Source organism: Bradyrhizobium sp. USDA 4541 (assembly GCF_024171085.1).
In the GTDB taxonomy this organism is placed as follows: Bacteria; Pseudomonadota; Alphaproteobacteria; order Rhizobiales; family Xanthobacteraceae; genus Bradyrhizobium; species Bradyrhizobium australafricanum.
Genome location: NZ_JALJZF010000001.1, coordinates 6,195,724 through 6,215,335, shown reverse-complemented (window position 1 = coordinate 6,215,335; position 19,612 = coordinate 6,195,724). Strand labels below are relative to the sequence as shown.

Genomic DNA, 19,612 nt, shown 5'->3' with positions numbered 1-19,612 from the left:
TGTCGACCGGGCGGTTGTTACCACCGGCAAACGCGAACGCCACGCGGGGTCCACCAGCAACGGGGCCCACCACCGTAGTAGCCATAGCCGCGTCCGTATCCATAGCCGCGACCATAACCCCATCCGCGGCCGCGACCCCAGCCGCCGCCGCGATAGCCCCAGCCGCCGCGTCCGCGCCATTGCGCTTGCGCAGACGACGTAGTGGCGCCGACCAGGATGGCAGAGGTGCTTGCGACATAGACGAACAACAAAGCGACTGCTGCTAGGCAACGAGTCAGGATATTGTAGCGTTTAGTCATTCTGAAGATCTCCAGTCCACTTCCAAACATCTGAACTGATGCTGGCTGTCTCGCTTAGACGCGCGACACCGGCATTCGGTTCGTGCATGCTAAGACAATATTTTCACTAAGGTTCTTGCGAGCTTTAACGACTCTATTGAGACCAACAGGTAAGGTCAAGTTACAGTCCCGCCTGCAAAGGATACTGTCGTTGCTGCGCTCATCTTGTCGTTCATCCGCCGTTCATTCTGTTCATCTTGCGTTGCGCCGATTTGATTTGTGCATCGCAGAAGCAGAGATTTGAGAACCTCGGAAAATGCCGGCGAGAACTTGAAGTCGACACGATCCTGTTCTCTCAGCGTTGCTGTATCCTTCCAAAGAGTGCCCATGCCGAAACAACACACTTACGTCCTTGGTCTCAACGTCTACGACCATGACGTCAGCGCCTGCCTGCTGCGTGACGGCGCGATCGCCTACGCGATCTCCAAGGAGCGCATCACCCGCGAGAAGCACGCGTCCGGCTTCTACAAGGAAGTCGTCGACTACTGCCTGTCGGCCGAGGGCATCACCCTCGACGACGTCGATCTCGTGGTGCGCAACAGCTACATCCTGCCGGTGCCCGAGATGGAGGAGCGGATGCTCCACCAGGATATGCCGGGCTTCCTGCCGATCGCCGAACGCAACGAAGCAATCAAGCACCCGCTGTTTCGTTCCAAATCCGACAAGGTGGTGTCGATCTCGCATCACCTCGCGCATGCCTACAGCGCGTTCGCGGTGTCGCCCTTCAACGACGGCGTCGTGATGATCGTCGACGGCGTCGGCAATTATCAGGCCGACGCGATGGAGTCCTATCCGCAGGATGGGGCGTCGCCGCTGGCCCGCGAGTCCGAGAGTTACTACAGGTTCGACGACACCAGGCTCGAATGCCTGAAGAAAGTCTTCATGGAGCCGGCGCGCGGGCTCTTGTCGGACGAGTTCTACAACATGCCGGGACTGGGGGCGCTGTACAGCCGGGTCTCGACCTATGTGTTCGGCGACTGGAACAAGTGCGGCGAGTTGATGGGGCTGGCGCCCTATGGCCGCCATGAGCAGGTCGGCCATCTGCTCGAGATGAAGGACGGCAAGCTGCACGTGCCGTTCTGGGGCGCCGAGAACCAGCAGCCCTTCGTGCTCGACAGCGGCAGCTGGGACAAAAGCCCGACGATGCGGCACTGGGAGGACATCGCCTGGCGGGTGCAGGACGACACCGAGAACGTGCTGCTGGCGCGGGCGCGCTGGCTGCGCGAGACCACGGGTGCGAAAAATCTCTGCATCGCCGGCGGCGTCGCGCTGAACTGCGTGGCCAACGGCCGCATCGCGCGCGAGTCGGGTTTCGAAAACATCTGGATCCAGCCCGCCGCCGGCGACGACGGGATCGCCATCGGTTGCGCCTATTACGGCTGGCTCGAGGTGCTCAAGCAGCGCCGCTCGTTCGTGATGGACCACGCCTATGTCGGGCGGCGCTACAGCGAGGCCGAGGTGGCCGCCGCGCTGCAAAGCTTCCTGGTGCGCATCCAGATCGACGCGAAGCGCAGCGACAATATCTGCCGCGACACCGCAAAGCTGCTCGCCGACCAGCGCGTGATCGGCTGGTTTCAGGACCGTTCCGAGTTCGGTCCGCGCGCGCTCGGCAACCGCAGCCTGATCGCCGATCCGCGCAGGGCCGAGATGAAGGACATCCTCAACAGCCGGGTCAAGCACCGCCAGGCATTCCGGCCGTTCGCGCCGATCGTGCTGGCCGAGCGCATGAAGGAGATCTTCGAAGGCGAGGAGGACTCGCCCTACATGCTGATCGCAAAGCCGGTGCGGCCGGAATGGCGCGACAAGATCCCGGCGATCGTGCATGTCGACGGTTCGGCGCGGGTGCAGAGCGTGCGGGAAGAGACCAACCCGATGCTCTATCGCCTGCTGAAGGAGTTCGAGGCGCTGACCGGCGTGCCGGTCCTGATCAACACCTCGTTCAACGTCAAGGGCGAGCCGATCATCGAGACGCCGCAGGACGCGGTAAGCTGCTTCCTCACCACCGGGATCGACAACCTCGTGATGCATGACACGCTGGTGTCGAAGACCGCCATGCACAAGGTCGTCACGCCCGTGATGACGACGTTCGGCGACGTCGCCACCATCGTCTCCTCGACGACGCAGGACACCAGTCGCGGCGGCTAGAGAGCGTTTTCGAGCGAAGTGGGCACCGGTTCGCGTGAAGAAAACGCGTCAAAACAAGAATCTAGAGCTTCGGTTCTGATTCAATCAGAACCGAAAATGCTCTAGAGCATGGCCCGGAAAAGTGCGAAGCGGTTTTCCCCGCGACAAACGCGAAGCGTTTGCGCGGCCTTGCTCAAAAATAAGGGACTTACGCCGCCTTCGCCGGCGCCGTGGGTTTTGCCGCCGGCGGCTTGACCGGCTTGTCCTGCCGCTTCGACCACGAGATGTAATAGGCCACGATCGTCATGATCGCGATGCCGGAGATGCTGACGAAGATCTGCGCGAACAGCGAGCCCGAGCTCATCGAGAGCTCGAAATGTCCGACAAAGGACAGGAACACGCCGACGCAGAACACCGCCAGCGACTGCTGGCCGCAGACGATCAGGGGATCGAACACCTTCCACTCCAGCGCCGCCCAGTCCTTCGGGATGAAGCGGATCACCAGCACCGTGATCACCACGAAGTGCAGGAAGCGATACGGCGCGAGGTTGGTCTTGTCGTTCGGGTTGAAGGCCGAATAGAGCCAGTCCGGGAACATGGCGCCGAAGTCCGGGAAGCGCCCGGCCATCGTCATGATCAGCGCGAAGATCATATAGGCGATGCAAAACCACAGCGTGTAGCGCGAGTTGATGATGCGCATGTTGTTGCGGGCGCCGCCCATCGCGCACCATGAGCCGAACACGAACAGCACCTGCCAGGCGAACGGATTGAAGTACCAGCTGCCGGCCGGGTAGGCCGGCAGGTTCCAGCCCTGGTGGCGCGACACCAGCCACAGCACGAGCGAGGCCGCCATGGTCCAGTTCGGCCGCCGCAGCATGAACCACAGCACCGGGGGGAACAGGCCCATCAGCACGATATAGAGCGGCAGCACGTCGAGATTGACCGGCTTGAATTTCAGGAACAGGCCCTGGCGCAGCGTCTCGGTGGCGTTGTCGACGAGGCCGGCGACGTTGAACTCGTTGATTATCTCGGAATCGCCGAAGCGCAGCGCCAGATAGCTGATCGAGGCGATGTAGATCACGAACAGGATGATGTGGGCGACATAGAGCTGCCAGACCCGCTTGGTCAGCCGGGTGGCGCCGACGATGAAGCCGCGCTCCAGCATCATGCGGGCATAGACGAAGGAGGCGGTGTAGCCGGAGATGAAGACGAACAGGTCCGCGGCGTCGCTGAAGCCGTAATTCCGCGTCGTGATCCAGTTCACGACGTTGTCGGGGATGTGATCGAGGTAAATCGCCCAGTTCGCGACCCCGCGGAACAGGTCGAGCCGGAGGTCACGTCCTTTTTCGGGCAGGGTAGCGTGGATTTCCATGGCGCGCCGTTTCCTCGAGGTGATGCTTGTCGAGAAGATCGCGCCGCGGGACCGGGGGACTGCTAAGGGAAGCCTCCCGAGGCCAGATTGTCACAGCGCGGTAGAATGACTATACCGGTCCGGCGAAGGCTGCCTCCGAGATCGAGGAATCACCGATCAGATCGTTGATAGGTGTCTCTATACTATCCCGGCGGTTTCCTTCAAATCGCTTCCATGTCGCACATCCCACGGGGCCGACCATCCATGACCGCACGCATTTTTAAGCCCGCCAAAAACGCGATGCAATCGGGACGTGCCAAGACCAAAGAGTGGCAACTGGACTACGAGCCGGAGCAGCCGCGCTCCGTGGAGCCTTTGATGGGCTGGACCTCGTCCACCGACATGAAGCAGCAGCTGACGCTGCAGTTCGAGACCAAGGAAGAGGCGGTCGCCTATTGCGAGCGCAAGGGCATCGCCTACCAGGTGATCGAGCCGAAGGATTCGGCGCACCGCCAGATCGCCTATGCCGACAATTTCGCGTTCCGCCGCTGGGAGCCTTGGACCCACTAAGGTTGGACCCACTAAGTCCAGACTAGCGCCCGATCAGCTCGCCGCGGGCGCGGCGAGGGCGCCCGGGATCGGCAGCGGCGCGTCCTTGGAGACGCCGAGCACCGGAAAGCTTCTGATCTTACGCACATTGGGCAGGCCGGCGAATTGCAGCAGCTGCTGGCGCATCTCGTCGACGCTGGGCGCGACGCATCGGAGCATGAAGTCGGCATCGCCCGAGATCCGCCAGCATTGCAGGAAGCGCGGCACGGCCGCCACATCAGCCTCGAACGCCTCGATCGCGCTCAGGGTCTGGCTGTCGAGCTGGATCAGCACGAAGGTCGTCACCTCATAGCCGAGCAGCCGCTCGTCCAGCGTGGCGCGGATCGCCTGGATCACGCCGCGGCTGCGCAGGGCGCGAACCCGGCGCAGGCAAGGCGGGGCAGTGATGCCGACCCGCTCGGCGAGCTCGTTGATCCTGATCCGGCCGTCCCGCTGCAACTCGGACAGGATCCGCAGATCGATGTCATCGAGCTGTGGGCGCTCGGTCACGGTCACGAGCCCGCCACGGCGGCGCGCCGGCTGTCGCTGCCGTGGCTCGCCTGGCCGATCGCAGCCCGCGGCGCCACGCCCGACAGCACCAGCTTCTCATGCGCCGCGATGATGGCGTCGCGGGTCAGCCGGCCGCCGGGGCGGTACCAGGTGCACAGCCCGGTGAGCAGCGCCAGGATCGCGAAGGTCGCGACCTGGATGTCGACCACCTCGAACGCGCCGTCCGCCACCCCGTCGGTGAGGATCTGCGCCAGCCGCTGCTCATAGGCGCCGCGCAGCGCCACCACCGCGTCGTAGTTCTTCGCATCGAGGCTGCGCAGCTCGGAATTGGCGATGAAGACCTCGCGCTTGCGGGTCATGTGATAGGTGACGTGGAACGCGACAAAGGCGCGCAGCTTCTCGCCCGGATCGGCCTTGCCCTCCAGCGCAAGGTCAAGCTCGCGCAGCAAATCGTTGATATGGTCCTGCACCAGATCGAACAGCAGGTCCTGCTTGGTTGAGATATGGTTGTAGAGTGAGCCCGCCTGGATGCCGACCTCGGCGGCGAGCTGGCGCAGGCTCATGGCCTCGTAGCCGTGCTCGAAGATCAGGCGCACGCCGGCCTTGCGGATCGCCTCCAGCGTGGTGGGGCCGTGTGAGCCGATCGTGCGTGCCATCGGGGCCTCGGAGGGTGTTGGCTTGCCAGGGAGGACCAGGAAACAAGCGAACGACCGTATGTATATCGCATGAAATCCCAGTGAATTCAATGAACTGCGGATTTCGCGCGCAAACCATAGCACGATTGCTTGCGAAGCCAAGAAAAAAACGTATGATCGTTTAATTGCAAGATGAATCTCACGGGAGGGATCATGGCCTCGAACCAGGCGGCAATCTTCAATTTCGACCTTGGCGAGACCGCAGATGCGATCCGCGAGACGGTGCATGATTTCTCGACCAACGAGATCGCGCCGCGCGCCGCCGAGATCGACCGCAGCAACCAGTTTCCGCGCGACCTCTGGCCCAGGATCGGCGCGCTCGGCCTGCACGGCATCACCGTCGAGGAGGAGTATGGCGGCTCGGGCCTCGGCTATCTCGAGCACTGCATCGCGGTCGAGGAGATCTCGCGGGCGTCGGCCTCGGTCGGCCTGTCCTACGGCGCGCATTCCAACCTCTGCGTCAACCAGATCCGCCGCAACGGCAACGAGGCGCAGAAGCGCAAATACCTGCCGAAGCTGATCTCGGGCGAGCATGTCGGCTCGCTCGCGATGTCGGAGCCGCAGGCGGGCTCGGACGTGGTCTCGATGAAGACGCGCGCCGACAAGAAGGGCGACCGCTTCGTCCTCAATGGCAACAAGATGTGGATCACCAACGGCCCGGCCGCCGATACGCTGGTGGTCTACGCCAAGACCGATCCGAACGCCGGCCCGCGCGGCATCACCGCGTTCATCATCGAAAAGGGCATGAAGGGATTTTCCACCGCGCAGAAGCTTGACAAGCTCGGCATGCGCGGCTCCGACACCTGCGAACTGGTGTTCGAGGATTGCGAGGTGCCGGAGGAGAACGTGCTCTCCGAGGTCGGCCGCGGCGTCAACGTGCTGATGAGTGGTCTCGACTATGAGCGCGCGGTGCTGGCGGCCGGGCCGATCGGCATCATGCAGGCCTGCATGGACGTCGTGCTGCCCTACGTGCACGAGCGTAAGCAGTTCGGCGAGCCGATCGGCTCGTTCCAGCTGGTGCAGGGCAAGGTCGCCGACATGTACACCACGATGAACGCCTCGCGCGCCTATGTTTACGCGGTGGCGAAGGCCTGCGATCGCGGCGAGACCACGCGCGAGGACGCCGCCGGCGCCATCCTCTATGCCGCGGAGAAGGCCACCCAATGCGCGCTGGATGCGATCCAGCTGCTCGGCGGCAACGGCTACATCAACGATTATCCCACCGGCCGCTTGCTGCGCGACGCAAAGCTCTACGAGATCGGCGCCGGCACCAGCGAGATCCGCCGCATGCTGATCGGCCGCGAACTGTTCGCCAAGACAGCCTGATGTCTTCTCCCTCGCCCCGCGCTTGCGGGGAGAGGGGCGGGGTGAGGGGCTGTCACCGCACCAGTGGTGGCAGTTGTGCTCACCCCCGGCACGATGATTGACCTTGAACCCCACCGATACTCCAACGAAACGTGCAAACACCGATGCCGCTTCATTCGACGATCGATCCCACATCTTCTGAATTTGCCCGCAACGCCGAGGTGATGCGCGGCCTGGTCGCGGAGCTCCGCGGCAAGCTCAACCAGGTGGCCGGCGGCGGCGGCGAGACCTCGCGCAAGCGGCACACCTCGCGCGGCAAGATGCTGGCGCGCGATCGCGTCGATCTCCTGGTCGACCCCGGCACCGCATTTCTCGAGCTGTCGCCGCTCGCCGCCAACGGGCTCTATGGCGGTGACGTGCATTCGGCCAGCGTGATCACCGGCGTCGGGCGCATCTCGGGCCGCGAATGCATCATCGTCGCCAACGATGCCACCATCAAGGGCGGCACCTATTACCCGATGACGGTGAAGAAGCATCTGCGCGCCCAGGACATCGCGCGGCAGAACAATCTGCCCTGCGTCTACATGGTGGATTCCGGCGGCGCCTTCCTGCCGCTGCAGGACGAGATCTTTCCCGACGAACGGCATTTCGGCCGCATCTTCTACAACCAGGCCCAGATGTCGTCGCAGGGCATCCCGCAGATCGCGATCGTGATGGGCTCCTGCACCGCGGGCGGCGCCTATGTGCCGGCGATGTCCGACGAGAGCATCATCGTACGCAACCAGGGCACGATCTTCCTTGGTGGTCCGCCGCTGGTGAAGGCCGCGACCGGCGAGGTCGTCACCGCCGAAGAACTCGGCGGCGCCGATGTCCACTCCCGGCAGTCCGGCGTGACCGATCACTACGCCCAGAACGACGCCCACGCGATCGGGATCGCGCGCCGCATCGTCGGCACGCTGAAGCAGCCGGTGAAGGCACAGCTCAACATGCGCCCTGCGCAGGAGCCGCTGTTTCCGGCCGAGGAGATCTATGGCGTGGTCTCCGCCGACGGCAGAAAACCGTTCGACGTGCACGACATCATCGCGCGGATCGTCGACGGCTCCGAATTCGACGAGTTCAAGAAGCTCTACGGCACCACGCTGATCTGCGGCTTCGCCCATATTTTTGGCTATCCGGTCGGCATCATCGCCAACAACGGCATCCTGTTCAGCGAGAGCTCGCTGAAGGGCGCGCATTTCATCGAGCTATGCTGCCAGCGCGGCATTCCGCTGGTGTTCCTGCAGAACATCACCGGCTTCATGGTCGGCAAGAAGTACGAGGCCGGCGGCATCGCGCGCGACGGCGCCAAGCTGGTGACGGCGGTCGCCACCGCCGGGGTGCCGAAATTCACCGTCGTGATCGGCGGCTCCTACGGCGCCGGCAATTACGGCATGTGCGGCCGCGCCTACAGCCCGCGCTTCCTCTGGCTGTGGCCGAACGCGCGCATCTCGGTGATGGGCGGCGAGCAGGCCTCGATGGTGCTGAGCCAGGTGCGGCGCGACGGCATCGAGGCCAAGGGCGAGAGCTGGTCGGCGGAAGAGGAAGACAAGTTCCGCGAGCCGATCCGCGCGCAATACGAGAAGCAGGGCAATCCCTATTACGCCACGGCGCGGCTGTGGGATGACGGCGTGATCGATCCCGCCGATACGCGCCTCGTGCTCGGGCTCGGCCTCTCGGCGGCGGCGAATGCGCCGATCGAGCCGACGAAATTCGGCCTGTTCAGGATGTGACCCAGGATCTGATCATGGACCGCTCAAAACTCACCCGGCGTTTTCGCACGCTTCTGATCGCCAACCGCGGCGAGATCGCCTGCCGCGTCATCCGCTCGGCGCGCGCCATGGGGCTGCGCTCCGTCGCGGTTTATTCCGAGGCCGACCGCGACGCGATGCATGTCGCGCTCGCCGACGAGGCCGTGCTGCTCGGGCCTGCCCGGGCGCGCGACAGCTATCTCAACATCGAGCGCGTCATCGCCGCCGCCAAGGAGAGCGGCGCCGAGGCGGTGCATCCTGGCTACGGCTTCCTGTCTGAAAATGCCGAGTTCGCGCAGGCATGTCTTGAAGCAGGTTTGGTGTTCGTCGGTCCGACCGCCGAGATGATGACGGCGATGGGCTCGAAGTCCGGCTCGAAGGCGCTGATGGAGAAGGCCGGCGTGCCGCTGGTGCCGGGCTATCACGGCGAGGCCCAGGACGAGGCGACGCTGGCGGAAGCCGCCAACCGGATCGGCTTCCCGGTGCTGGTGAAGGCGTCTGCCGGCGGCGGCGGGCGCGGCATGCGCGTGGTCAATTCGGCGGCTGAGCTCACGGCCGCGATCACCAGCGCCAAGCGCGAGGCCAAGGCGGCGTTCGGCGACGACCGCATGCTGATCGAGAAATACGTGCAGAACCCGCGCCACATCGAGGTGCAGATCATCGGCGACAGCCACGGCAATCTGCTCTCGCTGTGGGAGCGCGAATGCACGCTGCAGCGCCGCCACCAGAAGGTGATCGAGGAGGCGCCGTCGCCGACGCTGAACGCCGCGCAACGTGAGACGGTTTGCGAGGCCGCCCGCAAGGCCGCCGGCGCGGTCAACTATATCGGCGCCGGCACCATCGAGTTCGTCTCCGACGGCAAGGACGTGTTCTTCATCGAGATGAACACCCGCCTGCAGGTCGAGCATCCCGTCACCGAGCTGATCACCGGCGTCGATCTCGTTGAATGGCAGCTGCGCGTCGCTTTCGGCGAGGCGCTGCCGCTGAAGCAGGACGAGATCAAACTGAACGGGCATGCCATCGAGGCGCGCGTTTACGCCGAAAATCCGCAGAAGAACTTCATGCCCTCGGTCGGCCGCATCAAGACCTGGCGGACGCCGCCGGAAGGCGACGGCCTGCGCATCGATGCCGGCTATCGCAGCGGCGATAACGTCTCGCCGTACTACGACGCGATGCTCGCCAAGGTGATCGCCTGGGCGCCGACGCGCGAGAGCGCGATCGACAAGCTCAATCGCGGACTGCAGGAGACCGATGTCCGCGGCATCGTCACCAATATCCCGTTCCTGTCGGCGCTGGTGACGCACAAGGATACGCGAGCCAATGCGATCGACACCGGCTTCATCGAGCGCGAGCTGAAGAACCTGACATCGAGCACGGGCACGGCCGGCGAGTTCGAGCTTTGCGCGGCGGTGGCCGCGATCGTCAACGACGAGCAGAAGGCGGCGCGGCGCGAGGCCAACTCGCCCTGGCAGGCCTTCGGCTGGATGCCGGTCGGCCGCCGTCGGCGGGTGTTTTCGTTCCGGCAGGGCCATGAGCCCGCCCAGACCATCACGCTGCACTATGGCAACGGACCGTCGACGCTCATGGTCGGCGGGCGCGAACTCGTCTTCGCCATCTCGTCAGCCGGCGATGACGGCTTCGACCTGACGCTCAACGGCCTCAAGTCGCATATAGCCTCGGTCATCGAGGGCCACGAGCTCTACTTGCGCACCCGCAACGGCCGCTTCGACGTGCACTGGGTCGATCCGTTCGGCGGCGAGAGCGAGGAGCAGGTCGGCGAGGACAAGATCGTGGCGCCCTTGCCGGGCACCGTGGTCGCGCTGCTGGCCGAGGAGGGCGCAACGCTCGAGAAGGGCGCCCCGATCCTCACCCTGGAAGTGATGAAGATGGAGCAGACCCTGCGCGCGCCCTATGCCGGGCTGCTGAAGAAGCTCAAATGCAAGGTCGGCGACATCGTCGGCGAGGGCGTCGAGCTTGCCGAAGTCGAACCTGCGGCCGCATCATGAGCGATCAGATCCAGCTCGTCGAGATGGGGCCGCGCGACGGCCTGCAGAACGAGAAGACGCCGGTCAGCGTCGAGGCGCGCATCGCCTTCGTCGAGGCGCTGGTGGCGGCCGGGCTCAATACCGTCGAGGTCGGCGCCTTCGTGTCGCCGAAGGCGATCCCGCAGATGGCGAGCTCCGACCAGGTGCTGCGCGGCGTCAGCCACATCAAGGGCGCCGAATTCCACGTGCTGGTGCCGAACGAGAAGGGCTATGACGCCGCGCGCGCGGCCGGCGCCGCGGTGGTCTCGGTGTTCGCGGCGGCCTCCGAAGGCTTCTCGCGCGCCAATATCAATTGCTCGGTCGCGGAATCGATCGAGCGTTTCAAGCCGGTGCTGGCGCGCGCCAAGGCGGACGGCGTCAAGGTGCGTGGCTACATCTCCTGTGTGCTCGGCTGTCCGTTCGACGGCGAGATCAAGCCGAAGGCGGTCGCCGACCTCGCGGTGACGCTGTGGGATCTCGGTTGCTACGAGATCTCGCTTGGCGACACCATCGGCGTTGGCACGCCGCTGAAGGCCAAACAGATGCTGCGTGCGGTCGGTTCCGAGTTGCCGGTCGGCAACCTTGCGATGCACTTCCACGACACCTACGGCCAGGCGCTGGCCAATCTCTATGCCGGCATGGAAGAGGGTGTTCGCGTCATCGATGCCGCCGCCGGGGGGCTCGGCGGCTGCCCCTACGCCCCCGGCGCCACCGGCAACGTTGCGACCGAGGACGTCGTCTACATGCTCGAGGGCATGGGCGTGAAGACCGGGATCGATATGGACAGACTGCTGGCCGCGACCAACGAGATGGCCGGCTTGCTCGGCCGTCCGCCGGTCAGCCGTGTTGCGTCCGCGCTCAACGCGAAGCGCACGCGGCTCGCCAAATCGTAAATTGTGGGATGCTTGGAGCGAATTGGGATTGCAGCCGCCTCAATCTTCGGCGGTCGCGCTCGGACTTATGCGCTGCGAAGCGCAGATTCAAGGCACATAGTCGCGCCCCTGGCTTGCGCAGTCTGGGCTCCCGAAGCTGGACTCTCAACCCATATGCATATCGTGCGACAGCGCCTCGCGCTATCGCCGCCCTCCTTGAGGGCGTTTCCTCCCTAGACTTGGGCCGCTTGTTGTTTCGAGCGGCCCTTTTTCTTACGCCGCCGGAGCATTGATCGTCGCGATCACGGCCCTCATATCGGTCGCCAGCTCGCGATAATGCCCCCCCAACCGCTGGTATAGCTCGCGGTTGCTCCCATCCAGCGTCCTGCTAGCGATCAGCTCGCATTCGTCGGCGAGGATCTCAAATCGTTCCAGCTTTGCTTGGAGAGCAGACATGGCGGGCGTTTCCCTGACACTGTTACTGAGGGAGTTGCGACGCTACTACTCGGACTGCGTCTAACACAGCATAATTATAGGGTAGAACTAAATTCTTCCCGGCAGTGACTTTGACCGATTGATGGGAGCGACTTGTCCGCCGTAGCTCGAACAGCGAAGGCGGAAGCGCATGAGCGTGTCGAGGAATTCCGGAGGCAAATCGAAGCGCTCGGATATGAGGACGATGCGGCGGAGCCGTAATCGGATCGGTAGCGCGCAGCGAAGCCCATCAATTCAGTATCCGCGGCGCAAATGATGGGTATCGCTTCGCTCCTCCCTACGAGCGAGGTCCTTCCGCCGGATGGAACCCGTTTTGCGGCGCACACAGCCGGCGTCTCGGCTCGGCTCCCGATTAAACCCTCCCGAAAGCGTTTATGGCTTGGTGACTCAAACGTGCTGAGGTGAGGGGCTCGCAATTGCTCCAGGTGGATTCTCGCTATGTCCGGACAGGTGTCAGCTTCCCGCGGCCGAACGTTTCTGGCCGGAAAGATCGTCTTCAACTTCGGCCGGTCGGCCTTCGACTGCACGGTCCGCCAGCTCACGGAGACGGGCGCCACCGTGGAACTCGAAAGTGTCGTTGGCATTCCCGATCACATTCAACTGTTGCTCGTCGGCAGCAATCAGGTGAAGCCATGCAAACGGCTGTGGCAATCGGACCGCCAGCTCGGCCTGGTTTTTGAAGAGCAGCAGGCCAACGCTGCGGCGCCCACGCCTGCCGCTCCTGCGCCGGCCGCCATTCCGGAGCGGCGCAGCGGCGATATTCTGCGCGGGCACATGCTGGCGCTGCGCGCGGCGCTCGATCAGATACCCGTCGGCATCCTGCTGTTGGACGTGGAGCTGAAGGCCCAGTTCATCAACCGCGCGTTTCGGAACATGTGGCGGCTTCCGGACGAGGTGGCCGACCGCAACCCCAGCTTCACCGACCTGATGCATCACGGCTGCAAGACGATGGCCTACGAGCTGCCGGCCGCGCAGCTCGAAGCTTATGTTGCCGAGCGCGTCCTCCTCGTGAACGTCGGGGACCCGAGCCCGATCGATCTCAGGCGCAGCAATGGCGACGTGGTTCGATGTCAGTGCACGCCGCTGCCCGACGGCGGCCGGATGGTGAGCTACACGCCCGTGACCGACATCGTGCGCGCATCCGACAAGCTGAAGGTGCTGACCGGCGCGCTCGAGAACGTGGAAGACGGCGTCGTCCTGCTCGACCGCGATCTCAATGCGATCTTCCTCAATCGGCGAATGCGGGAATTCTGGGAGGTGAGCGAGGAGGAGGTCGCGCGGCATCCGGCATACATCACGCTGCTCACGCGCAACCGCCGCGCCGCTCCGACGGGCGCGACCCCGGAGCAGATCAGGGCCTTTCCTGCGAAGCGGATTGCGGAGATCAAGGCAGGCGATCACAAGCGCGACGTGCAGACGCCGGACGGTCGCCATATCAGGATCCATTGCTCGACGATGGCAAACGGCGGTCGCATGCTGACCTTCGTCGACGTGACCGATCTCGTACGCAACGCACGGCAGCTGGAGGTGCTCGCGACCACCGATCCGCTCACCGGATTGTTCAACCGCAGGCACTTCCTGACGACGCTGGATGCGGAGTGGAGCCGGTTCCAGCGCTACTATCGTTCGGTATCCGTGCTGATGGTCGATATCGATCACTTCAAGAGCATCAATGACCGCTTCGGACATGCGGTCGGTGACGAGGCCATCAAGGCTGTTGCCGGGATATGCATTCGGGGCAAGCGCAAGTCCGACGTCGTCGGCCGCGTTGGAGGCGAGGAGTTCGCCGTCCTGCTGCCGGAGACCACATTGTCGCGCGCCCGAACCGTCGCCGAACGCATCCGCAAGAGGGCGGAAGCGCTGACGGTGGGTGCGGATGATCGGCCGGTATCACTCACGGTGAGCATCGGCGTTGCCGAGGCGCTCACAAGCATGCCGGGGATCGATGCCCTAATGAAGGCTGCCGACGCGGCGCTCTACCAGGCCAAGGAGCACGGCAGGAATCGCACTGAGTGCTGGTCACCTCCGTCGCCACCGAAGCTGGCCGCCGGGTAAATTGCAGGTGGTCGGGTCCCCGTCAGGTCCCTATAAGGACTGATAATACATGGTTGCCCGGCGGCCACGATTGTTGCGATGTTGCAACGATGCCTGAACATTTAACCTTAAAAGCACCCGGTCCGTAGTCGCGCCGCTTTTTAGCCACACCCCGACATGAAAGGATATTCACGTAGCTGAATAGCCAGCGCTCCGACGGCGGGACATTTTTTCGGGTTCCGGCGTTGATGGAGGAAAGAGCGCCGGGAACAGGGTCGCGATGGACGCCAAGACGAACATCAAGGGCAGGCTGCCCAGCCGTCACGTGACGGAAGGGCCCGAACGCGCTCCGCACCGGTCCTATCTCTACGCGATGGGGCTGACGACAGCCCAGATTCATCAACCCTTTGTCGGCGTTGCTTCATGTTGGAATGAAGCCGCTCCCTGCAACATCTCGCTGATGCGCCAGGCGCAGGCGGTGAAGAAGGGCGTGGCCTCGGCCGGCGGCACGCCGCGCGAGTTCTGCACCATCACCGTCACCGACGGCATCGCAATGGGCCATGACGGCATGCGCTCGTCGCTGCCGTCGCGCGAATGCATCGCCGATTCGGTCGAACTGACGGTCCGCGGCCACTCCTATGACGCGCTGGTCGGGCTCGCCGGCTGCGACAAGTCGCTGCCGGGCATGATGATGGCGATGGTCCGCCTCAACGTTCCGTCGATCTTCATCTATGGCGGCTCGATCCTGCCCGGCAACTTCCGCGGCCAGCCGGTCACCGTCCAGGACATGTTCGAGGCGGTTGGCAAGCACTCGGTCGGCGCCATGTCGGACGAGGACCTCGACGAGATCGAGCGGGTGGCGTGCCCGTCGGCCGGCGCCTGCGGCGCCCAGTTCACCGCCAACACCATGGCGACCGTCTCCGAGGCGATCGGCCTCGCGCTCCCGTATTCCGCCGGGGCTCCGGCGCCCTACGAGATCCGCGACTCCTTCTGCGCCGCCGCCGGCGAGAAGGTGATGGAGCTGATCGAGAAAAACATCCGGCCCCGCGACATCGTCACCCGGGAAGCCCTTGAAAATGCTGCGGCCGTGGTTGCAGCCTCAGGTGGTTCGACCAATGCTGCGCTGCACCTGCCGGCGATTGCCCATGAGTGCGGCATTAAATTCAATTTGTTCGACGTTGCCGAAATCTTCAAAAAGACTCCTTACGTCGCGGATTTGAAGCCGGGCGGCCGTTATGTTGCCAAAGACATGTTTGAAGTAGGTGGCATTCCGCTGCTGATGAAGACGCTGCTCGACAATGGCCACCTGCACGGGAATTGCCTAACCGTCACTGGCCGAACGATCGCCGAAAACCTCAAAAGCGTGAAATGGAATCCGCACCAGGATGTGGTGCGGCCCGCCGACAATCCGATCACCGTGACGGGTGGGGTTGTCGGGCTGAAGGGTAATCTCGCTCCGGAGGGTGCGATCGTGAAGGTCGCGGGAATGTCCAACCTGAGGTTTACCGGTCCGGCCCGGTGCTTCGACCGCGAGGAAGACGCCTTCGAGGCGGTGCAGAAGCGCACCTACAGGGAAGGCGAGGTGATCGTGATCCGCTATGAGGGGCCGAAGGGCGGTCCCGGCATGCGGGAGATGCTGGCGACCACGGCGGCACTGACCGGGCAGGGGATGGGCGGCAAGATTGCCCTGATCACCGATGGCCGGTTCTCCGGCGCCACCCGTGGCTTCTGCATCGGACATATTGGACCTGAAGCGGCCGTCGGCGGGCCGATCGGGTTGTTGCAAGACGGCGACATCATCGAGATCGATGCGGTCGCCGGCACCCTTAACGTAAATTTGAGCGACGCCGAACTCGCAAATCGTAAGACCAAATGGGCCCCTCGCGCGACGAACCATACATCTGGTGCGCTGTGGAAGTACGCCGAGCAAGTGGGGCCGGCGGTGGATGGCGCAGTCACCCATCCGGGTGGCGCGTACGAGAAACAGTGTTATGCGGACGTTTAGGCGTACGATATTGGCGTTTGCGTTAGGGGCCATCCCGGTGGCGGGCCCCGGATTCGGATTCGACGGCGCACCGGTCAACCCACAAGATACGGTTCTTCCTGTGGTTTCCCCGCAGCCGGGGACCGCCGGCGCGCTGAAACGGGCCGCCACTCCAGTGGCGCCTGCGGCGACCTCGCCGACCTCGTCGTTCAGCACGCTGCAGTATCAGGCCGAGGGTGGTCACCCCGTCGCGCAGTGGAAGCTCGGCAAGATGTACGCCGAGGGCGATGGCGTCATCCAGGACGACATGCGCGCCTTCGAGTATTTCAGCCGGATCGCCAATGCGCATGCCGAGGATTCCCCGTCGGCGCCGCAGGCCTCGATCGTGGCCAACGCCTTCGTCGCGCTCGGCCGCTACTATCTGAGCGGCATTCCCAATTCCAAGGTGAAGGCGGACACCGAGCGGGCGCGGGAGATGTTCTCCTATGCCGCGTCCTATTTCGGCAATGCCGACGCCCAGTACGACCTTGCCCGGCTCTACCTGAAGACGCCGGACGCCTCGCGGGACGACTTCCGCTACGGCGCGCGCTGGCTCGGACTTGCCGCCCAGAAGGGCCAGCATCAGGCGCAGGCGCTGCTCGGCCAGATGCTGTTCAACGGCGACCGCCTGCCGCCGCAGCGGGCCCGCGGCCTGATGTGGCTGACGCTGGCGCGCGACAGCGCGACGCCGGATGAGGCCTGGATCAAGGAAAGCTACAACCGGGCGATCGCCAAGGCCTCCGAGGACGATCGCGCGATGGCGCTGCAGATGCTCGAGCACTGGGTGCAGGGCCGCCGGGATTGATCTTCCCGCCGGCCGGCGGGGTCAGGCGATCTCGAAATCGAGATCGGCCCAGACCGGGACATGGTCGGACGGCTTCTCCCAAGCCCGCACATAGCTGTCGATGCCGACGTCGATCAGCCGGTCGCTCGCTTGTGCCGACATCAACAGGTGGTCGATGCGCAGGCCCCAGTTCTTTTGCCAGGCGCCGGCCTGGTAGTCCCAGAAAGTGTACTGGCCCGGCTCGTCATTGACCGCCCGCAGCGCGTCGGTCAGGCCGAGGCCGAGCAGCGACTGGAAGGCCTCGCGGGTCTGAGGCCGAAACAGGGCGTCATCGGCCCAGGCGGCGGGGTTGTAGACGTCGCGCGCGGCCGGGATGACGTTGAAATCGCCGGCCAGGATCAACGGCTCCTCGGCCTTCAGCCGCTCCTTCGAATACTCAAGAAGCCGCGACATCCACTTGAGCTTGTACGGATATTTGTCGGTATTGGCGGGGTTGCCATTGGGCAGATAAAGGCACGCGACCCGGATCACGCCCTGCTTCAGCGTGACGACGCCCTCGAGGAAGCGGGCATGGGCGTCCTCGTCGTCACCGGCGAGGCCCGATTTGGTTTCGTCGAACGGCAGCTTCGACAGCAGCGCGACGCCGTTGAAGGTCTTCTGGCCGTGGGTGACGACATTGTACCCGAGCGCCTCGACCTCGAGGCGGGGAAACGCATCATCGACGCATTTGATCTCCTGCAGACAGACGATGTCGGGGGAGCACTCCTTCAGCCAGCTGGCCAGAAGCTCGATCCGTTGCCGGACCGAGTTGACGTTCCACGTAGCGATGCGAACTGCCATCGGACTTCCTTCATTGTGGGGGGCACGTGACCGAGCGCCGCCCCGCTTAGACTAGGCGCTTCCGCATCTCGATGTGCGGGATGCCGGCCTCCTCGAATTCCGCGCCGATCCGCTCGAAGCCGACGCGTGCGTAGAACGGCTCCGCGTGCGTCTGCGCGTTGAGGATCAGTTCCGGATAGCCGAGTTCGGCCGCCTTGGCCATCAGCGCGTCCAGCACGCGGGCGCCTACGCCTGTGCCGCGCGCCGCTTTGAGCACGGCCATGCGGCCGATATGACCGTCCGGCAGCAGCCGGCCCGTGGCCAAGGGCGCACCGTCGTCGGCGAACGCCAGCGCATGCCAGCTCGATGCGTCCATGTCGTCCCATTCCAGTTCTACCGGCACCCGCTGTTCCTCGACGAAGACGCTGGAGCGGATGGCACGGGAGCGTTCGCGAGCTTCTTCCCAGGGGCAGACAAGGACGGAGGTGGACATAAGGTCGCGATTCGAAAGCTCAATGAAGCAGAACGGATGCGGCCCGGTTACTCAAAACGTCCGGCGATGCGCATGCAAATGACCGGATTGAAGCCGCACTATTTCACTTAGGTGGCATACCATGGGCGGTCCGCCTGTGCTAACCCTCTCAGGAAACAAGGCGCAACAATTGCCGATGGGGGAGTGACGACGCGCACCGGCCTTCAAGGGAAGCCGGCGGCGCACGTGCAAAACTTATGAAAAAACGCAATTTGGTTCTAACTGTCGCTGTTCTCGGCATTGCGGCCGGGGCGGCTTACATGACCCGCACTTCATGGATGGGTGGCGGCGCCGCCACCGCGCAAGGGACGGCGCGGCCGCGCGTGGTGTCCGTGGATCTCGCTAAGGCGGAACGCAAATCGGTTCCGGTCGATGTCGATGCCATTGGACAGGTCACGCCGATCTCCAGCGTGGCGCTGAAGTCGCGGCTGGAGACCACCATCGTCTCGGTGCATTTCGAGGACGGCGCCAGGGTCAATGAAGGCGACCTGCTGTTCACCCTCGACGCGCGGCAGATCGACGCGCAGATCGAACAGGCCGAGGGCGTCCTGGCCCGCGACCAGGCCCAGCTCGAGGGCGCGCAGCGCGACCTCCGCCGCTACACCGAACTGGTCGGCAAGGGTGCGACCACCCAGGTCAACCTCGACAACGCCAAGACCCAGTCCGACGTCCTGATCGGCACCATCAAGGCCGACCGCTTCGCGCTGGAGAACCTCCGCGTCCAGAAGAGCTACACCGTCATCCGCGCACCATTCGCGGGACGGATCAGCGCCGCCAACGTCAAGGTCGGCAACTTCGTCCGCCCCGCCGACACCCAGCCGCTCGCGGTCATCAACCAGATGGCACCGGTCTACGTCACCTTCGCGATTCCGCAGCGGGCGCTGGTCGATCTGCGCGACGCCATGGGGAAGGGCGATTCAAAGGTGATCGCGACCATTCCCGGCCACCAGCGCTCCGAGCGCGGCAAGGTCGCGATGGTGGAGAACGCCGTCGACGCGACCACCGGCATGGTGACCGTGCGCGGCATCATGAACAACGAGAGCGAGACGCTCTGGCCCGGCACCATCGTGCAGACCAAGCTGATCATCCGCAGCGAAGACGCGGTCGTGGTGCCGACGGTCGCGGTGCAGCGCAGCCAGAACGGCAATTTCGTCTTCGTCGTCAAGGACGGCGTTGCCAAGGTCCGGCCGGTCAAGGTCGATCGCACCTTCCAGGGCTCATCGGTGATCTCAGACGGATTGGCGGGCGATGAAAGCGTCGTCGTTGACGGCCAGCTGCTGCTCTCGGAGGGATCGCGGGTTGAACTGCGGGCGCGCAAGGCCGGAGCCTGA

At 64.3% G+C, this 19,612-nt stretch carries 16 protein-coding genes; 10 read left to right on the top strand and 6 right to left on the bottom strand.

Annotated elements, in window-relative coordinates:
* Window positions 1-665: 665 nt before the first annotated feature.
* Window positions 666-2,483, top strand: a complete 1,818-nt coding sequence (locus J2R80_RS29585; protein ID WP_253590320.1) for a carbamoyltransferase C-terminal domain-containing protein — start codon at window positions 666-668, stop codon at window positions 2,481-2,483.
* Window positions 2,484-2,670: 187 nt separating this feature from the next.
* On the opposite strand, the gene J2R80_RS29580 is transcribed toward J2R80_RS29585, so the two are convergent.
* Window positions 2,671-3,834: an OpgC domain-containing protein gene (locus J2R80_RS29580; RefSeq protein WP_050384313.1), complete on the bottom strand. Its 1,164-nt coding sequence runs from the start codon at window positions 3,832-3,834 to the stop codon at window positions 2,671-2,673.
* Window positions 3,835-4,077: 243 nt separating this feature from the next.
* Between J2R80_RS29580 and J2R80_RS29575 the strand changes: the two genes are divergently transcribed.
* Entirely contained in the window at window positions 4,078-4,383 is a 306-nt protein-coding gene (locus tag J2R80_RS29575) for an ETC complex I subunit (RefSeq protein WP_016846428.1), read from the top strand.
* 33 nt (window positions 4,384-4,416) lie between these two features.
* Here J2R80_RS29575 and J2R80_RS29570 read toward each other — a convergent pair whose 3' ends face one another.
* Window positions 4,417-4,911, bottom strand: a complete 495-nt coding sequence (locus tag J2R80_RS29570) for an Lrp/AsnC family transcriptional regulator (protein WP_057018554.1) — start codon at window positions 4,909-4,911, stop codon at window positions 4,417-4,419.
* Window positions 4,912-4,913: 2 nt separating this feature from the next.
* Entirely contained in the window at window positions 4,914-5,567 is a 654-nt protein-coding gene (locus J2R80_RS29565) for a TetR/AcrR family transcriptional regulator (RefSeq protein ID WP_076828648.1), read from the bottom strand.
* A gap of 192 nt (window positions 5,568-5,759) precedes the next feature.
* Here J2R80_RS29565 and J2R80_RS29560 point away from each other — a divergent pair, with 192 nt between their 5' ends.
* The 4 genes from J2R80_RS29560 to J2R80_RS29545 all read left to right on the top strand — a co-directional run bounded on the left by J2R80_RS29560 (window position 5,760) and on the right by J2R80_RS29545 (window position 11,615).
* Window positions 5,760-6,932 (top strand): isovaleryl-CoA dehydrogenase, encoded by a 1,173-nt coding sequence (locus J2R80_RS29560; protein WP_253590319.1) that lies wholly within the window; start codon window positions 5,760-5,762, stop codon window positions 6,930-6,932.
* Window positions 6,933-7,075: 143 nt separating this feature from the next.
* A complete protein-coding gene (locus J2R80_RS29555; protein WP_057018551.1) occupies window positions 7,076-8,680 on the top strand; it encodes a carboxyl transferase domain-containing protein in 1,605 nt (534 codons plus the stop codon).
* 14 nt (window positions 8,681-8,694) lie between these two features.
* The gene (locus tag J2R80_RS29550) at window positions 8,695-10,704 is read left to right on the top strand and encodes an acetyl/propionyl/methylcrotonyl-CoA carboxylase subunit alpha (RefSeq protein WP_253639860.1); all 2,010 of its coding nucleotides are present in this window, start codon (window positions 8,695-8,697) and stop codon (window positions 10,702-10,704) included.
* Window positions 10,701-11,615 carry a hydroxymethylglutaryl-CoA lyase gene (locus J2R80_RS29545; RefSeq protein WP_076828643.1) on the top strand — a complete coding sequence of 305 codons (915 nt, stop codon included), beginning with the start codon at window positions 10,701-10,703 and terminating at the stop codon, window positions 11,613-11,615. The genes J2R80_RS29550 and J2R80_RS29545 overlap by 4 nt, the downstream gene beginning before the upstream one ends.
* 252 nt (window positions 11,616-11,867) lie before the next feature.
* Here the strand turns inward: J2R80_RS29545 and J2R80_RS29540 are convergent, their stop codons facing one another.
* Window positions 11,868-12,050, bottom strand: a complete 183-nt coding sequence (locus J2R80_RS29540) for a hypothetical protein (RefSeq protein WP_016846867.1) — start codon at window positions 12,048-12,050, stop codon at window positions 11,868-11,870.
* Between the two features lie 477 nt (window positions 12,051-12,527).
* Between J2R80_RS29540 and J2R80_RS29535 the strand changes: the two genes are divergently transcribed.
* The 3 genes from J2R80_RS29535 (at window position 12,528) to J2R80_RS29525 (ending at window position 16,951) form a co-directional block, all read left to right on the top strand.
* Window positions 12,528-14,144: a sensor domain-containing diguanylate cyclase gene (locus J2R80_RS29535; protein ID WP_253639859.1), complete on the top strand. Its 1,617-nt coding sequence runs from the start codon at window positions 12,528-12,530 to the stop codon at window positions 14,142-14,144.
* Window positions 14,145-14,403: 259 nt separating this feature from the next.
* The gene (gene ilvD / locus J2R80_RS29530) at window positions 14,404-16,128 is read left to right on the top strand and encodes a dihydroxy-acid dehydratase (RefSeq protein ID WP_018271516.1); all 1,725 of its coding nucleotides are present in this window, start codon (window positions 14,404-14,406) and stop codon (window positions 16,126-16,128) included.
* A complete protein-coding gene (locus J2R80_RS29525) occupies window positions 16,115-16,951 on the top strand; it encodes a tetratricopeptide repeat protein (RefSeq protein ID WP_026192730.1) in 837 nt (278 codons plus the stop codon). The genes ilvD and J2R80_RS29525 overlap by 14 nt, the downstream gene beginning before the upstream one ends.
* Before the next feature lie 21 nt (window positions 16,952-16,972).
* Here the strand turns inward: J2R80_RS29525 and xth are convergent, their stop codons facing one another.
* Window positions 16,973-17,770 (bottom strand): exodeoxyribonuclease III, encoded by a 798-nt coding sequence (gene xth / locus J2R80_RS29520; protein WP_253590316.1) that lies wholly within the window; start codon window positions 17,768-17,770, stop codon window positions 16,973-16,975.
* Window positions 17,771-17,816: 46 nt separating this feature from the next.
* A complete protein-coding gene (locus J2R80_RS29515) occupies window positions 17,817-18,242 on the bottom strand; it encodes a GNAT family N-acetyltransferase (RefSeq protein WP_253590315.1) in 426 nt (141 codons plus the stop codon).
* 236 nt (window positions 18,243-18,478) lie between these two features.
* Between J2R80_RS29515 and J2R80_RS29510 the strand changes: the two genes are divergently transcribed.
* Entirely contained in the window at window positions 18,479-19,612 is a 1,134-nt protein-coding gene (locus tag J2R80_RS29510; RefSeq protein WP_057018545.1) for an efflux RND transporter periplasmic adaptor subunit, read from the top strand.

Coding starts and splice junctions, on each gene's coding strand:
- J2R80_RS29525 (WP_026192730.1), top strand. CDS start 16,115: ATGCGGACGTTTAGGCGTACGATATTGGCGTTTGCGTTAGGGGCCATC.
- J2R80_RS29510 (WP_057018545.1), top strand. CDS start 18,479: ATGAAAAAACGCAATTTGGTTCTAACTGTCGCTGTTCTCGGCATTGCG.
- J2R80_RS29515 (WP_253590315.1), bottom strand. CDS start 18,242: ATGTCCACCTCCGTCCTTGTCTGCCCCTGGGAAGAAGCTCGCGAACGC.
- J2R80_RS29555 (WP_057018551.1), top strand. CDS start 7,076: ATGCCGCTTCATTCGACGATCGATCCCACATCTTCTGAATTTGCCCGC.
- J2R80_RS29565 (WP_076828648.1), bottom strand. CDS start 5,567: ATGGCACGCACGATCGGCTCACACGGCCCCACCACGCTGGAGGCGATC.
- J2R80_RS29560 (WP_253590319.1), top strand. CDS start 5,760: ATGGCCTCGAACCAGGCGGCAATCTTCAATTTCGACCTTGGCGAGACC.
- J2R80_RS29550 (WP_253639860.1), top strand. CDS start 8,695: ATGGACCGCTCAAAACTCACCCGGCGTTTTCGCACGCTTCTGATCGCC.
- xth (WP_253590316.1), bottom strand. CDS start 17,770: ATGGCAGTTCGCATCGCTACGTGGAACGTCAACTCGGTCCGGCAACGG.
- J2R80_RS29540 (WP_016846867.1), bottom strand. CDS start 12,050: ATGTCTGCTCTCCAAGCAAAGCTGGAACGATTTGAGATCCTCGCCGAC.
- J2R80_RS29585 (WP_253590320.1), top strand. CDS start 666: ATGCCGAAACAACACACTTACGTCCTTGGTCTCAACGTCTACGACCAT.
- J2R80_RS29575 (WP_016846428.1), top strand. CDS start 4,078: ATGACCGCACGCATTTTTAAGCCCGCCAAAAACGCGATGCAATCGGGA.
- J2R80_RS29545 (WP_076828643.1), top strand. CDS start 10,701: ATGAGCGATCAGATCCAGCTCGTCGAGATGGGGCCGCGCGACGGCCTG.
- J2R80_RS29535 (WP_253639859.1), top strand. CDS start 12,528: ATGTCCGGACAGGTGTCAGCTTCCCGCGGCCGAACGTTTCTGGCCGGA.
- ilvD (WP_018271516.1), top strand. CDS start 14,404: ATGGACGCCAAGACGAACATCAAGGGCAGGCTGCCCAGCCGTCACGTG.
- J2R80_RS29580 (WP_050384313.1), bottom strand. CDS start 3,834: ATGGAAATCCACGCTACCCTGCCCGAAAAAGGACGTGACCTCCGGCTC.